Origin of the sequence: Antarcticimicrobium luteum (genome assembly GCF_004358185.1) — a bacterium.
GTDB classification, from domain to species: Bacteria; Pseudomonadota; Alphaproteobacteria; order Rhodobacterales; family Rhodobacteraceae; genus Antarcticimicrobium; species Antarcticimicrobium luteum.
In genome coordinates this window covers 450366-463362 of record NZ_SMUV01000074.1, presented here as the reverse complement: position 1 = coordinate 463362, position 12997 = coordinate 450366, and the positions used below count along the sequence as shown (strand labels likewise).

The 12997-nt window shown below is 66.6% G+C and carries 17 protein-coding genes; 9 read left to right on the top strand and 8 right to left on the bottom strand.

What is annotated here, in order from left to right; translation table 11 throughout:
* Positions 1-280: 280 nt before the first annotated feature.
* The 8 genes from ihfB (at position 281) to E1832_RS22285 (ending at position 5163) form a co-directional block, all read left to right on the top strand.
* Positions 281-568: an integration host factor subunit beta gene (ihfB, locus tag E1832_RS22320; protein WP_133361986.1), complete on the top strand. Its 288-nt coding sequence runs from the start codon at positions 281-283 to the stop codon at positions 566-568.
* Positions 568-918, top strand: coding sequence for a LapA family protein (locus tag E1832_RS22315; RefSeq protein WP_133361985.1), 351 nt, complete (start codon positions 568-570; stop codon positions 916-918). Before ihfB ends, E1832_RS22315 begins: the two co-directional genes overlap by 1 nt.
* Positions 919-987: 69 nt before the next feature.
* Positions 988-1635, top strand: a complete 648-nt coding sequence (locus E1832_RS22310; protein WP_133361984.1) for a phosphoribosylanthranilate isomerase — start codon at positions 988-990, stop codon at positions 1633-1635.
* On the top strand, positions 1632-2084 hold the full coding sequence (locus E1832_RS22305; RefSeq protein ID WP_133361983.1) for a GNAT family N-acetyltransferase: 453 nt from the start codon (positions 1632-1634) through the stop codon (positions 2082-2084). Before E1832_RS22310 ends, E1832_RS22305 begins: the two co-directional genes overlap by 4 nt.
* 17 nt (positions 2085-2101) lie before the next feature.
* Complete coding sequence (gene trpB, locus E1832_RS22300; RefSeq protein WP_133361982.1) at positions 2102-3355, top strand: tryptophan synthase subunit beta; 1254 nt, start codon at positions 2102-2104, stop codon at positions 3353-3355.
* 212 nt (positions 3356-3567) lie between these two features.
* Positions 3568-4044 (top strand): hypothetical protein, encoded by a 477-nt coding sequence (locus E1832_RS22295; RefSeq protein WP_133361981.1) that lies wholly within the window; start codon positions 3568-3570, stop codon positions 4042-4044.
* 129 nt (positions 4045-4173) lie between these two features.
* Positions 4174-4638: a hypothetical protein gene (locus tag E1832_RS22290; RefSeq protein ID WP_133361980.1), complete on the top strand. Its 465-nt coding sequence runs from the start codon at positions 4174-4176 to the stop codon at positions 4636-4638.
* A gap of 42 nt (positions 4639-4680) precedes the next feature.
* The gene (locus E1832_RS22285; protein ID WP_133361979.1) at positions 4681-5163 is read left to right on the top strand and encodes a helix-turn-helix transcriptional regulator; all 483 of its coding nucleotides are present in this window, start codon (positions 4681-4683) and stop codon (positions 5161-5163) included.
* On the opposite strand, the gene E1832_RS22280 is transcribed toward E1832_RS22285, so the two are convergent.
* The 8 genes from E1832_RS22280 to trpA all read right to left on the bottom strand — a co-directional run bounded on the left by E1832_RS22280 (position 5160) and on the right by trpA (position 11547).
* On the bottom strand, positions 5160-5531 hold the full coding sequence (locus E1832_RS22280) for a DUF2237 family protein (protein ID WP_133361978.1): 372 nt from the start codon (positions 5529-5531) through the stop codon (positions 5160-5162). The two genes, E1832_RS22285 and E1832_RS22280, sit on opposite strands and share 4 nt — an antisense overlap.
* A gap of 9 nt (positions 5532-5540) precedes the next feature.
* On the bottom strand, positions 5541-6704 hold the full coding sequence (locus E1832_RS22275) for a serine hydrolase domain-containing protein (RefSeq protein ID WP_133361977.1): 1164 nt from the start codon (positions 6702-6704) through the stop codon (positions 5541-5543).
* A gap of 74 nt (positions 6705-6778) precedes the next feature.
* Positions 6779-6982, bottom strand: coding sequence for a hypothetical protein (locus E1832_RS22270; protein WP_133361976.1), 204 nt, complete (start codon positions 6980-6982; stop codon positions 6779-6781).
* A complete protein-coding gene (gene pth, locus E1832_RS22265) occupies positions 6979-7674 on the bottom strand; it encodes an aminoacyl-tRNA hydrolase (protein WP_133361975.1) in 696 nt (231 codons plus the stop codon). The genes E1832_RS22270 and pth overlap by 4 nt, the downstream gene beginning before the upstream one ends.
* Positions 7675-7808: 134 nt before the next feature.
* Positions 7809-8444, bottom strand: a complete 636-nt coding sequence (locus tag E1832_RS22260; RefSeq protein ID WP_133361974.1) for a 50S ribosomal protein L25/general stress protein Ctc — start codon at positions 8442-8444, stop codon at positions 7809-7811.
* Between the two features lie 130 nt (positions 8445-8574).
* The gene (locus E1832_RS22255; RefSeq protein WP_133361973.1) at positions 8575-9195 is read right to left on the bottom strand and encodes a hypothetical protein; all 621 of its coding nucleotides are present in this window, start codon (positions 9193-9195) and stop codon (positions 8575-8577) included.
* A gap of 3 nt (positions 9196-9198) precedes the next feature.
* Positions 9199-10365: an alpha-hydroxy acid oxidase gene (locus tag E1832_RS22250; RefSeq protein ID WP_133361972.1), complete on the bottom strand. Its 1167-nt coding sequence runs from the start codon at positions 10363-10365 to the stop codon at positions 9199-9201.
* A gap of 390 nt (positions 10366-10755) precedes the next feature.
* Positions 10756-11547 carry a tryptophan synthase subunit alpha gene (gene trpA / locus E1832_RS22245; protein ID WP_133361971.1) on the bottom strand — a complete coding sequence of 264 codons (792 nt, stop codon included), beginning with the start codon at positions 11545-11547 and terminating at the stop codon, positions 10756-10758.
* A gap of 263 nt (positions 11548-11810) precedes the next feature.
* Between trpA and ychF the strand changes: the two genes are divergently transcribed.
* Entirely contained in the window at positions 11811-12908 is a 1098-nt protein-coding gene (gene ychF, locus E1832_RS22240) for a redox-regulated ATPase YchF (RefSeq protein WP_133361970.1), read from the top strand.
* Positions 12909-12997 lie beyond the last annotated feature (89 nt).

Sequence of the window (12997 nt, the reverse complement as noted above, 5' to 3'; positions counted from 1 at the left end):
GAGCGGGCCCCGGACATCATGTCCGGGGCCCGTTTTCCTTTGCGCGGGGGGCGTTCAGCGATTCGGGCCGATGTGGCGCCGGGCGGCGCGCCGCGTGTCGCGGCGTGCGGCGGGGGGCAGGAATCCAGCCCGGGCCGCGACGGAAAGTGCTGTCAGGCCAGAATTTCCGTGTTAAAACCTGTACTTCCGGTTCCCGTGGCGAAATATTCCGCTTATAGTCCAGCAAAACGCACTGAAGAATGCTTGTCACAAGACACTCTGCGCCTCGGGAGGGCCACCCATGATCCGCTCGGAACTGATCCAGAAGATTGCCGACGAAAACCCGCATCTGTATCAGCGGGATGTGGAGCGTATCGTGAACACCGTGTTCGAAGAGGTGACCGAGGCGATGGCCCGCGGCGACCGGGTGGAGTTGCGCGGCTTTGGCGCGTTTTCGGTGAAACAGCGCGACGCGCGCATCGGTCGCAATCCGCGCACCGGCGAAACCGTGCATGTTGAAGAGAAATACGTCCCCTTTTTCAAGACGGGCAAACTGCTGCGCGATCGATTGAACGGAAAAGAAAGCTGATGCGCTATATTCGCTACGGGTTCCTGGCGGTGCTGGGGATCGTGCTGATCTCGGTCTCGCTGGCCAATCGCGGGGCGGTGACGCTGAAACTGATGCCCGACGATATCGCCGGGCTGCTGGGGTGGAATTTCTCCATCTCGCTGCCGCTTTTCGTCGTCATGCTGGGCGGCATCGCGGCGGGGCTGGTCATCGGCTTTGTCTGGGAATGGATGCGCGAGTACAGACACCGGCGCGAGGCCGGCCAGAAGCATCGCGAGGTCCGCAAGCTGGAGCGCGAGGTCACGCGGCTCAAACGCGCCAAGTCCGGGGACGAGGACGAGGTGCTGGCGCTGCTGGACGAGGCGAGCTGAGGCCGGCTGTCCCGCGGTCCGGGTGGAAAACGGTTTCCCCCGTTCCGAGAGCGCGCTAAACCGCCAGCCATGAGATCTGACATCCGGGTGAAAATCTGCGGGCTGCGCCGGGCAGCCGATGTGCGGGCGGCCGCCGAGGCCGGGGCCGCCTATGTCGGGTTTGTCTTCTTTGCCAAATCGCCGCGCAACCTGGGGCTGGACGAGGCCGCGCAGCTGGCGCTGAGCTTGCCCGAGGGCATTTGCAAGGTGGCGCTGACGGTGAATGCCGATGATGCGACGCTGGACCGGCTGACCGAGACCGTGCCGCTGGACATGTTGCAGCTGCACGGCAAGGAAAGCCCCGAACGGGTGAGCGCGGTCCGCGCGCGCTATGGCCTGCCGGTGATGAAGGCGGTGGGCGTGGAGGATGCGGCGGATCTGGCACAGATCGACCTTTACGCCCAGGTGGCCGACCAGCTGTTGATCGACGCCAAACCGCCCCGGGGGGCGGAGCTGCCCGGCGGCAACGGGCTGGCTTTCGACTGGCAACTGCTGGCCGGGCGGAAATACTGGCAGCGGCCCTGGATGCTGGCCGGCGGGCTGACCCCCGAGAACGTCGCCGCCGCGATCCGCCTGACCGGCGCGCGGCAGGTCGATGTCTCGTCCGGTGTGGAAAGCGCGCCGGGAGTGAAGGACGCGGATCTGATCCGCGACTTTGTAGAGGCGGCGGCACGATGACGATTCGATTCCGCGAGGGGGGCCGCGAAGATGTGGCCGCCGTGGTGGCCCTGATGGCCGACGACATGCTGGGCAAGGGCCGCGAAACCGCCGGGATGGACCGCTACCTGGCCGCCTTCGACGCGATGCAGCGGGAGGGCGCGAACAAGCTGATCGTCGGCGAGGATGACAGCGGCGCGGTGGTGGCCACCTATCAGTTGACCTTCATCTCGGGTCTGTCGCTCTCGGCCACGCGCCGGGCGCAGGTCGAGGGCGTCCGCGTCGCGGATCATCTGCGCGGCCAGGGCTTAGGGGCGCAGATGTTCGCCGACGTCGAGAGGCGGGCGCGCGAGGCCGGTTGTGGGCTGATCCAGCTGACCATGAACAAAAGCCGCACCGACAGCCACCGTTTCTACGAACGGCTCGGCTTTACCGCCTCGCATATTGGCTTTAAACGCTATCTGGATTGACAGCGGGGGAACGCGCGATGGCCGACGATCTTTTCAACAGCTTCATGAACGGCCCTGACGACAAGGGCCGGTTCGGCATATTCGGCGGCCGCTTTGTCAGCGAGACGCTGATGCCGCTGATCCTGAGCCTCGAGGAAGAGTACGAACGGGCCAAGACCGACCCGGCCTTCTGGGCCGAGATGGACGATCTGTGGAAGAACTATGTCGGCCGGCCCAGCCCGCTTTACTTCGCCGAACGGCTCACCGACCATCTGGGCGGCGCAAAGATCTATCTCAAGCGCGACGAGCTGAACCATACCGGCGCGCATAAGATCAACAACGTGCTGGGCCAGATCCTGCTGGCGCGGCGCATGGGCAAGACCCGGATCATCGCCGAGACCGGGGCGGGGCAGCATGGCGTGGCCACCGCCACGGTCTGCGCCAAGTTCGGGCTGAAATGCGTGGTCTACATGGGCGCCCATGACGTGCGGCGGCAGGCCCCCAACGTGTTCCGCATGCGCCTGCTGGGCGCCGAGGTGATTCCGGTGACATCCGGTCGCGGCACGCTCAAGGACGCGATGAACGACGCGCTGCGCGACTGGGTGACCAATGTGCGCGATACCTTCTATTGCATCGGCACGGTGGCCGGCCCGCACCCCTATCCGGCGATGGTGCGCGATTTCCAGTCGATCATCGGCAAGGAGGTGCGCTGGCAGCTGGCCGAGCAGGAGGGCGAGGGGCGCCTGCCCGACACCGTGATCGCGGCGATTGGCGGCGGCTCGAACGCGATGGGGCTGTTCTATCCGTTCCTAGACGACAAATCGGTGAACATCATCGGCGTCGAGGCCGGCGGCAAGGGTGTGGACGAAAAGATGCAGCATTGCGCCAGCCTGACCGGCGGGCGCCCCGGTGTGCTGCACGGCAACCGCACCTATCTGTTGCAGGACGATGACGGCCAGATCCTGGAAGGCTATTCGATCTCGGCGGGCCTCGATTACCCCGGCATCGGGCCGGAGCATTCCTGGCTGCACGAGGTGGGCCGGGCGCAATATGTCTCGATCACCGACAAGGAGGCGCTGGAGGCGTTCCAGCTTTCTTGCGCGCTGGAGGGAATCATCCCGGCGCTGGAGCCGAGCCATGCACTGGCCCATGTGATGAAGATCGCCGGAGATCTGCCGCGCGAGCATATCATCGTGATGAACATGTGCGGGCGCGGCGACAAGGACATCTTTACCGTCGCCAAGCACCTCGGCTTTGACATGTCCGACACCGAGGGGCGCGACGCCGACTGAACGCGGGCCGCGACGGGACAGGATACGGGGGCTGCCTTTGGGCGGCCCCTTTGTTTTATCGCCTAAACCAAAGTTTGCAGCCCTAAACCGCGAGGGGCCCTCCGCCGGAATAAACCTGTGCGGAATGGTTTTCCTGTCCCCGATGGGCCGAGTGTCGAACCAGGCGGACGTTCACCGCCACACCGGTTCATGACAACGACAGGAGAAACGACATGACCAGAATTCTGATGACCACCAGCGCCATTCTGCTTGGGTTGACCGCGACCGCGCATGCCTCGGATTATGCCGGGCGCGTGGGGCGCGATTTCGATGGTGCCGGCCAGGCGGCCGCCGGCGTCGCCGGTGGTGCCTCCGGCGTCGGCCACGACAGCGGCGACGATGGTGTGGGCCATGACAGCAGCGGCGATGACGGCGTCGGCCATGACAGCGGCGACGACGGTGTGGGCCATGACAGCGGCGACGACGGTGCCGGCCATGACAGCGGCGGCGACGACGGTGCCGGCCATGACAGCGGCGACGACGGCGCCGGTCACGGCGAGAGCGGCGGCAGCGACGGCGGACACGGCGAAAGCGGCGACAGCGATGGCGGCGAAGGGGACAGCGGTGACGGTCACGGTGGCGAGGGTCATGGCGGCGAAGGTCATGGCGGCGAAAGCGGCGACGGCGAAAGCGGTGACGGCGACGACTGATCCGGCACCGCATGAAACGGGCGGCCAGTTGTGATATCCGGAACCGGACGTCATGGCTGGACCGGCCCGCTGTTCCGGGGCACGGGTCACGCCGTGCCCCGAAACGCGCAATGAGGATGGAGGCGGGCCATGCCGCAACGACTGAACAGGCTGATCCTGGCCCTGACCCTGGTGGTGGCCGGCGCCGGCGCCGGCCGGGCGGACGGGGTCACCGATGCGATCACCCGTCAACTGCGGCAACAGGGCTATACCGAGATCACCGTGACACGCACCTTTCTCGGCCGTGCCCGGATCGTCGCCGCCAGCCCGACGCGTGAGCGCGAGATCATCGTAAATCCGCGCACCAACGAGATTCTGCGCGACTATACCGAGAGCCGAGAGGCAGAAGGCGCCGCCGCCCCGCGCCGCGGTCTTCTCGATCTCTTCAGCCAGGCGCAAGGTGTGCCCGCTACGGATGGCGACGCCGGAGGTGACGACGGTGGCGATGACGGCGCAGACAGCGGCGATGGGGAGAGCGGCGATGGCGACGGCGGCGACGGGGATGGCGACGGTGGCGACGGGGATGGCGGCGATGGCGAAGGCGGCGATGACTGATTGGCGTCTGGCGTCGGCTGCGCCACCGGCAGGAGCGGCCGCATGAGGGCGGGCTGGCTGCTGGGGCTGCTGATGTCGGTGCAGGGCCTCTGCGCCATGTTCTTCGTGTCCGACATCATGCTGACGGTACTGGAGGTCCGCGCGCGCCCGGTCAGTTGGCAAACGCGGGAGCTGCTGGAAATCGGCGCCGCGGTGGGGCTGATCCTGGGGGTGGTGCTGGGCTGGATCGCTTATCGCCGCAGCCAGCGCCGGGTTCAGGCCGCCGAGGAGAGCCTGCGGCTGGTGCAATCGGCCTTCAAGGATCACCTAGAGGAGCGGTTCAGCGCCTGGGGCCTGACCCCGGCGGAACGGGATGTGGCGCTGTTCTCGATCAAGGGGCTGAGCCTGGCCGAGATCGCCGAGCTGCGCAACACCTCGGACGGCACCGTCAAGGCGCAGAGCAACGCGATCTATCGCAAGGCCGGGGTCAGCGGCCGGCCCCAATTGCTGAGCCTGTTCATCGAGGATCTGATGGCCGGCGATTAGGGCGCAGCGTTCTCGCGCAGCACCGACAGCGGCACCACGTCCAGCGCGCGGGCATGGGTCGCGGCCAGATGCACCCTGGGTGCGCATCCCTCTTCATGGGCCTGCAGGAACCGCGCGGCACACAGGCACCAGCGGTCGCCTGACTTGAGGCCCGGAAACCCGAATTCGGGTCGCGGCGTGCTCAGGTCGTTGCCGACATATTTCGAAAACGCGAGGAATTCGTCGGTCATCACCGTGCAGACGGTGTGGCTGCCCTGGTCCGCCGCGCAGGTGTTGCAATGCCCGTCGCGGAAGAACCCGGTCAGCGGATCGCGCGAACAGGGCGCGAGCACCCCGCCGAGCACATTGAGGCTGTCATCCGGTTCCATGGGGGCAGCCTACAGGGTCTGTACGATTCGGCGGAACATTTCCAGGTTCTGCTCGAACGCGCCCTCGTCCCGGAATCGCCGGTCGGCGCCGGTGGCGACGATCACCACGCCGGCGGGGCGGTCGATATAGATGAACTGGCCGTAGACCCCGCGCGCGAAAAACTCGCCCTCATGGTAATCGACCGGAATCCACCATTGAAAGCCGTAGCGGGTCTTGCCCGGGGCGGTGGGGGCGCTGGGCGCGGTCGAGGCGGCGATCCAATCGGCCGGGACGACCTGAGTGCCGCCGAAGGCGCCGTCCTGCAGGACCATCTGGCCGAAGCGGGCGAAATCCCGGGTGGTGAAGTTCAGCCCGCCGAGGACAAAGGCGGTGCCGGCCCCGTCGGTGATGTAATAGCCATCGCTCTCCGGTCTCAGCGGGGTCAGGATCTTTTCCTGCAGCAGTTCGGTCACGCTGCGCCCGGTGGCGCCGCGGATCACCATGCCGATCACATGGGTGTCGATGGAGACATATTGCCAGGTCTCGCCCGGCGCGGCGAAGCGGTCGGTGAAGCTTGCCGCGAAATCGTCCAGCGTGCCGCCGAGGGCCACCACCCGGCCCATGCGGTTGATGTCGGAATTGAAGTCGAAGTAATCCTCGTCGAAGGTGACGCCCGAGGCCATGTTCAGCACGTTGCGGATGCTGGCGCCGTCATAGGCCGAGCCCTTGAGCAGGGGCGCGTATTTCACCACCGGCTCGTCAATCGAGGTGATCGCGCCCTCTTCCAGCAGCACGCCGAGCAGGGCGGAGAGATAGCTTTTTGCGACCGACCATGAGATCCGGCGGTCGTCGGGGGCGGTGCCGAGGTAATAATCCTCGAACCGGATCTCGCCGTCCTTCATCACCAGCAGCGAGGTGACGGCACGTTCTTGCAGCCAGGTATCGGCGCCTGCGGGCAGGGCGATGGCTGCCCCCTTGGCCAGGGGGCTCGCCGTGGCCTCGCCACGCGGCAGCGGCACGGTGAGGAAGGCCGCGTCCATATGCGAGAAGTTCTGCACGATCCGCCCCTCGTCGAAAAGCGTGTTGACCGCCCAGAGGCGCAGGATCTCTTCGCGTTTCCACAGGCCCACGACGACCACGGCCAGCACCAGGGCCAGCAGGACCCGGCCCAGCCATTTCCCGATTGCACGCATCTCTTCTCCTCCCGCTTTGCCCTATCTGAGCTGAGCGGGGGGCCTGCGGCAAGGGCGACGCTGGGGAAACCGGCCTAGGCGTTCCAGCGCACCCAGCGGCCGTGGAAATCGGCGCGGCCCAGTTCGATGGTCAGATCCCCGGGCCAGAGCCGCAGGGTGAGGGCGCTGCCCGCCGGCCAATGGTCGGCCCCAGCCCGGGTCAGCAGCCGCGCCATGAAGGGCGAGCCGAGCCGGTCGCAGGACGCCGCCTGCTGGCGCAGCGCGCCCGGCAGGGTCACCGGAACCTGTCCATGAGTTTCTGCATCGGGCTGCGGCCGTCTTCGGCCGGGGGGGCGGTGCCGTCATCCGGCTTGGCGGGCGCGCCCGGCTTTGCCTCCGGTTTCGGCGAGGTCGAAGAGCGCGGCGGCGCGGTGCGCAGGGCGACGGCGTTCATGAACTTGCCGCCGTCACCGGCGGCGAGTTGGCCGGCGCCGTCGGAGAGGCCGCGCAGAACGTCGTCAAGCCAGTCCTCGTCGGCCTTGGGGAAATCGTGCAGCACATAGCCCGCCACCGCCTCCTTGCGCCCCGGGTGGCCGATACCGAGGCGCACGCGGCGATACCCCTCGCCGATATGGTCGTGGATCGAGCGCAGCCCGTTGTGGCCGGCATGGCCGCCGCCCTGTTTCACCCGCACCTTGCCCGGCGCGAGGTCAAGCTCGTCGTGGAACACGGTCACATCGCCCGGCTCCAGCTTGTAGAACCGCATCGCCTCGCCGACGGACTGGCCGGAGCGGTTCATGAAGGTTTCCGGTTTCAGCAGCAGCACCTTGTCGCCGCCGAGGCGGCCCTCGGCGATCTGGCCCTGGAATTTCGATTTCCATGGGCCAAAGCCGTGGTCCTCGGCGATGCGGTCCAGCGCCATGAAGCCGATGTTGTGCCGGTTGCGCGCGTATTTCGCGCCCGGATTGCCAAGGCCGACAAAGAGTTGCATCGCATCCCTCGCAGGTGAACGGGTGGGTTCTACATGCCCGGATTCCGGCGCGGAATCCAGAGCGGGAAGGGCGGGCGCGGCAAACGAAAACGGGGCCCCGAAGGACCCCGTTTCCAATTGCGGTGCGAGGGGGATTATTCCTCGGCAGCTGCCTCGACCTCTTCGGCTTCGCCGTCATCCTCGTTCTCGGAGGAACGCAGGCCCGACGGGGCCTGGATGTTGGCGATCACGAAGTCGCGGTCGATGGTCGGCTTGGCGCCCTCCGGAAGCGTGATCGCGGAGATCGTCACCGTGTCGCCGACGTTCAGGCCGGTGAGGTCCACGGTCAGCTTTTCCGGGATGTCGCCGGCGGTCACCATCAGTTCGACCTCGGGGCGGACGATGGTCAGAACGCCACCCTTCTTGATGCCCGGTGCGGCCTCTTCGTTGATGAACTCGACCGGGATGAAGAGGTTGATCTTCGAGGTGCGGCGCAGGCGCATCAGGTCCAGGTGCGTCGGCAGGTCTTTGACCACGTCGCGCTGCACGTCGCGGCAGATTACGCGCACATCCTCGTGCCCTTCGACCTTCAGGTTGAACAGGGTGGACTTGAAGCGGCCCGCCTTCAGTTTCTTCAGCAGTGCGTTGAAGGGGATCTGGATCGCCAGCGGATCTTTGTCGCCACCAAACACAACGCCAGGAACCATGCCGGCGCGGCGCGCCTGACGAGCGGCGCCCTTGCCTGTCCCCGTCCGTTCCAGAGCTACGAGATCAGGAATCTCTCCAGCCATGATATTTCTCCAAGGTTAGGGCGGGCATCCTCCAAGGCTGTATGCCCGCGTGAAGTCGCGCGTATAGACGAGATGGGGTGCGATGGAAAGGGGGATTGTGGCGGCCATGAGCCGGCCGGGCGCAGCGGGTTCAGCCCGGATCCGTGACCAGGTGGCCACCCGCCGCCATCAGCCGGTCGTAGAGCGCGAACTCCTCTGCCCGCGCGACGCGCAGCTCTGCCCGCAGGTCCGGGTCGAGCGGGGCCTCGGCGGGGGGCGAGACGTTCCTGAGTTGCGGTGTGACCGGCGCCCCCAGCCGGTCTTTCAGGAAGGCCAGGAGTTGGGCCTGGTCCTCGTAGGCGAAGAGGTGATGCACCAGAAGCTGCTTGCGCGCCGAGGTGAGGAAACGGAACTGGCTGCCGACCCGCGCATGGGGCGGGGGATCGTCGCGGATCACGTCGCGGACGAAATCGTCGAAGCTCAGCCCGTCGGTGGCGGCATCCTTGTCCTGCAGCCGGTCGCGGCTGCGGTATTTGAACCAGCTGCGGATCTGGTCCTCTGGCTCGCGCATCACCGCCAGCCGTTCCGGCACCAGACCGAAGGCGCGCTTCAGGAACGGCGCGATCTGGTTGTGGAACCGCTGTGCGGTAATGTGCTTGCGCTGCTTGGAAAAGGCGATGTCGGCGCGCGGCCGCAGCGCCAGTTCCAGCGCGGTGGTCCCGGTCTTGGGCACGGCCAGCAGGGCCAGCTTTTCGTCGGAGAAGATCAGCAAGGCTCAGCTCTGCCAGCGACCGCCGAAATCCTCCGGCACTAGCAGGTTGTGGCGGCCCAGTTCGGTGACCTTGCGTTCACCGCAGAGCGCCATGGTCATGTCGAGCTCTTTCCGGATCACCTCGAGCGCGGTGGTCACGCCCTGCTGCCCCATCGCGCCCAGTCCGTAGACGAAAGCGCGGCCGATCATGGTGCCCTGCGCCCCCAGCGCCAGCGCCTTGAGCACGTCCTGGCCCGAGCGGATGCCGCTGTCGAGATGCACCTCGACGTCGCCACCCACCGCGTCCATGATCTCGGGCAGCATGCGGATGGAACTGAGCGCGCCGTCGAGCTGGCGGCCGCCGTGGTTGGAGACGATGATCGCGTCGGCGCCCAGCTTGGCCGCCATCTTCGCGTCTTCGGCGTCGAGGATACCCTTGAGGATCACCTTGCCGCCCCATTGCTCCATCAGTTTGCCGATCTTGCCCCAGTCGAGCGTCGGGTCGAACTGCTCGGCGGTCCAGGCGCCCAGGCTGGAGGCGTCGGAAATGCCGTGCACATGGCCGACGATATTGCCGAAGTGGCGCCGTTTGGCGCCCAGCATTCCGATCCCCCAGCGCCATTTGGTGGCGAGGTTGGCGATGGTCCGCGGCGTCAGCTTGGGCGGGGCAGAGAGGCCGTTCTTCAGATCCTTGTGGCGCTGTCCCAGCAACTGCAGGTCGAGCGTGATCACCAAGGCCGAGCATTTGGCATCCTTGGCGCGCTGGATCAGGCGCCGGACATAGTCCTCGTCCTTCATGGTGTAGAGTTGGAACCAGAAGGGGTTGGTGGTGGCTTCGGCCACATCCTCGATCGAGTTGATCGACATGGTGGACAGGGTGAAGGGAACGCCGAAGGCCTCGGCCGCGCGCGCCGCCTTGATCTCGCCGTCGGCATGTTGCATCCCGGTCAGCCCCACCGGGGCGAGCGCCACCGGCATCGCCACATCCTGTCCGATCATGCGGCTGGCGGTGGTCCGCCCCGACATGTCGACCGCCACGCGCTGGCGCAGACGGATCAGGTCGAAATCGGAAACGTTGTCGCGGAAGGTCTGTTCAGTCCAACTGCCGCTTTCGGCGTAGTCGTAGAACATGCGCGGCACGCGGCGTTCGTAAATGCGTTTGAGATCCTCGATATTGGTGATCACTGGCATGGCGGGCCGTTCCCTCCGGCAAAATCCCTGGTCAGGTTTGGTTACCAATGCCGGGATGATTAGACAATGTCGCAAATGATGCCCGTGGCGGGGCGCAGGGGCGCGGCGCAGGGCCGGGGGCAAGCGCCAGAGCGTTCCCGTGGTCCGGCGCTTGCAAGGCGTTCGCATCGTCCTGGGCGAGGGGCGGGGCGGCTCAGATCATCCCAACCCTGCCGCGATAGACCTCGGCGATGTGCCGATCGGCTGCCTGCGCCAGCGCGGGGAATGCTCTCGGCCATATCTGATCCTCTCCTGGCGAAAAGAATGGCATGGCACGCACCGATTTGGTGCATTGCCGCCGACTTGAGCGCAAGGTGGGACAGGACGGGTGGACCCCGGTCAAGAAAAATGTCAGGCGCTGTGCGCGCCGTCGGCAAGGGATTTCACGAAGGCCAGCACCTCGGCCGGCGGCTTGCCCGCCGCGATCTGGCTGACGATGGCCGAGCCGACCACGGTGCCGTCGGCGGCGCCGGCGATGGCGCGCGCGGTGTCGGGGGTCCGGACGCCGAAACCCACGATGACCGGCAGGTCGGTCTTGGCCTTGATCCGCGCCACCTCGGGGGCGACGTCGGTTGCCTGCGCCTCGGCCGCGCCGGTGATGCCGGTGATCGAGACGTAATAGACGAAGCCGGAGGTGTTCTGCAGCACTTTGGGCAGGCGTTTGTCATCGGTGGTGGGAGTGGCCAGGCGGATGAAGTTCAGCCCCGCCGCCTGCGCGGGGATGCACAGCTCGTCGTCCTCTTCGGGCGGCAAGTCCACCACGATCAGCCCGTCGATTCCGGCGGCCTTTGCGTCGGTGAGGAAGGTGTCGACGCCGCGATTGTAGATCGGGTTGTAATAGCCCATCAGCACGATCGGGGTGGTGTCGTCGGTCTTGCGGAACTCGGTCGCCAGATCGAGGGTCTTTTGCAGGGTCATGCCGGCCTCCAGCGCGCGCTGGCCGGCGGCCTGGATGGTCGGCCCGTCGGCCATCGGGTCGGTAAAGGGAAGTCCCAGTTCGATGATGTCGACCCCGGCGCCCGGCAGTCCCTTCACCACCTCCAGCGAGGTGGCATAATCGGGATCGCCCGCCATGACATAGGAGACGAAGGCCTTTTTCCCCTGTCCCCGGAGCTCGGCGAATTTGGCGTCGATACGTGTCATGAACGGCCCCTGTCTTCCTTCGGTGTCTGTCGGCGTGTGTCTGCCGGCCCGGTTTGGCGAATGCGTCTGCGGAAATCAATGGCAAAGGCGTATGCGGGCCGGTGAAACCCGGTGCGGTCTGCGGGCGGTTTCGCGGACCGGAAAGCAGGCGGTGCGGCATGGCCGGGGGCCGGGCAGGGGCCGCGCGGGGGACGACATGGCCCGTTGCAGAGTACGGCGCCAAAGCATAGAAGGCGCCGAAACCGATGATGCGGAGGGCCGAGATGGGCTTCAAGATGGGGATCGTGGGGTTGCCCAATGTGGGCAAGTCCACGCTGTTTAATGCGCTGACCAGGACCGCCGCGGCGCAGGCGGCGAATTTCCCGTTCTGCACGATCGAGCCGAACGTTGGCGAGGTGGCGGTGCCCGACGCGCGGCTGGACAGTCTGGCCGCGGCGGCGGGCAGCAAGCAGATCATCCCGACCCGGATGACCTTTGTTGATATTGCCGGTCTGGTGAAGGGCGCCTCGAAGGGCGAGGGGCTGGGCAACCAGTTTCTGGCCAACATCCGCGAGGTCGACGCCATCGCCCATGTGCTGCGCTGTTTCGAGGATGGCGACGTGACCCATGTGGAGGGGCGCGTCGATCCGGTGGCCGATGCCGGGACCATCGAGACCGAGCTGATGCTGGCCGATCTGGAGAGCATCGAGAAGCGCCGCGCCAACCTGGTGCGCAAGCTCAAGGGGAACGACAAGGAGGCGCAGCAGCAGGACCGCCTGCTAGCCGCCGCCCAGGCCGCGATCGAGGACGGCCGGCCCGCCCGCGTGGTCGAGGTGGACGCGGAGGACGCCAAGGCCTGGAAAATGCTGCAACTGCTCAGCACCAAGCCGGTGCTCTATGTCTGCAACGTCTCGGAAGCGGACGCCGCGAGCGGCAACGCCCATTCGGAAGCGGTGGCGAAGATGGCCGCCGACGAGGGCAATGCGCATGTGGTCATCAGCGCCCGGATCGAGGAGGAGATCAGCCAGCTCGACCCGGAAGAGGCGCAGATGTTCCTCGAGGAGATGGGGCTGGAGGAGGCCGGGCTCGACCGGCTGATCCGCGCCGGCTATGAGCTGCTGCATCTGGAAACCTATTTCACGGTCGGCCCCAAGGAGGCGCGTGCCTGGACCATCCAGCATGGCACCACCGCGCCGCAGGCCGCCGGCGTGATCCATGGCGATTTCGAGCGGGGCTTCATCCGGGCCGAGACCATCGCCTATGAGGATTTCGTCGCCAGCGGCGGCGAGCAGGGCGCCAAGGAGGCCGGCAAGATGCGGTCCGAGGGCAAATCCTATATCGTCAAGGACGGCGATGTGATGCACTTCCTGTTCAACACCTGACCGGGGGTGAGCGGGGCCTGCCCCCCGCCCGCCCTCCGGTTCGGACGCATCACCCGAGGTCTTGCGCTGTGCATCGGGCAGAGTCGGTC

Bases quoted from the DNA above. Each gene is read 5' to 3' on its own strand.
- ihfB (WP_133361986.1), top strand. From the start codon at position 281: ATGATCCGCTCGGAACTGATCCAGAAGATTGCCGACGAAAACCCGCAT.
- E1832_RS22315 (WP_133361985.1), top strand. From the start codon at position 568: ATGCGCTATATTCGCTACGGGTTCCTGGCGGTGCTGGGGATCGTGCTG.
- E1832_RS22310 (WP_133361984.1), top strand. From the start codon at position 988: ATGAGATCTGACATCCGGGTGAAAATCTGCGGGCTGCGCCGGGCAGCC.
- E1832_RS22305 (WP_133361983.1), top strand. From the start codon at position 1,632: ATGACGATTCGATTCCGCGAGGGGGGCCGCGAAGATGTGGCCGCCGTG.
- trpB (WP_133361982.1), top strand. From the start codon at position 2,102: ATGGCCGACGATCTTTTCAACAGCTTCATGAACGGCCCTGACGACAAG.
- E1832_RS22295 (WP_133361981.1), top strand. From the start codon at position 3,568: ATGACCAGAATTCTGATGACCACCAGCGCCATTCTGCTTGGGTTGACC.
- E1832_RS22290 (WP_133361980.1), top strand. From the start codon at position 4,174: ATGCCGCAACGACTGAACAGGCTGATCCTGGCCCTGACCCTGGTGGTG.
- E1832_RS22285 (WP_133361979.1), top strand. From the start codon at position 4,681: ATGAGGGCGGGCTGGCTGCTGGGGCTGCTGATGTCGGTGCAGGGCCTC.
- E1832_RS22280 (WP_133361978.1), bottom strand. From the start codon at position 5,531: ATGGAACCGGATGACAGCCTCAATGTGCTCGGCGGGGTGCTCGCGCCC.
- E1832_RS22275 (WP_133361977.1), bottom strand. From the start codon at position 6,704: ATGCGTGCAATCGGGAAATGGCTGGGCCGGGTCCTGCTGGCCCTGGTG.
- pth (WP_133361975.1), bottom strand. From the start codon at position 7,674: ATGCAACTCTTTGTCGGCCTTGGCAATCCGGGCGCGAAATACGCGCGC.
- E1832_RS22260 (WP_133361974.1), bottom strand. From the start codon at position 8,444: ATGGCTGGAGAGATTCCTGATCTCGTAGCTCTGGAACGGACGGGGACA.
- E1832_RS22250 (WP_133361972.1), bottom strand. From the start codon at position 10,365: ATGCCAGTGATCACCAATATCGAGGATCTCAAACGCATTTACGAACGC.
- trpA (WP_133361971.1), bottom strand. From the start codon at position 11,547: ATGACACGTATCGACGCCAAATTCGCCGAGCTCCGGGGACAGGGGAAA.
- ychF (WP_133361970.1), top strand. From the start codon at position 11,811: ATGGGCTTCAAGATGGGGATCGTGGGGTTGCCCAATGTGGGCAAGTCC.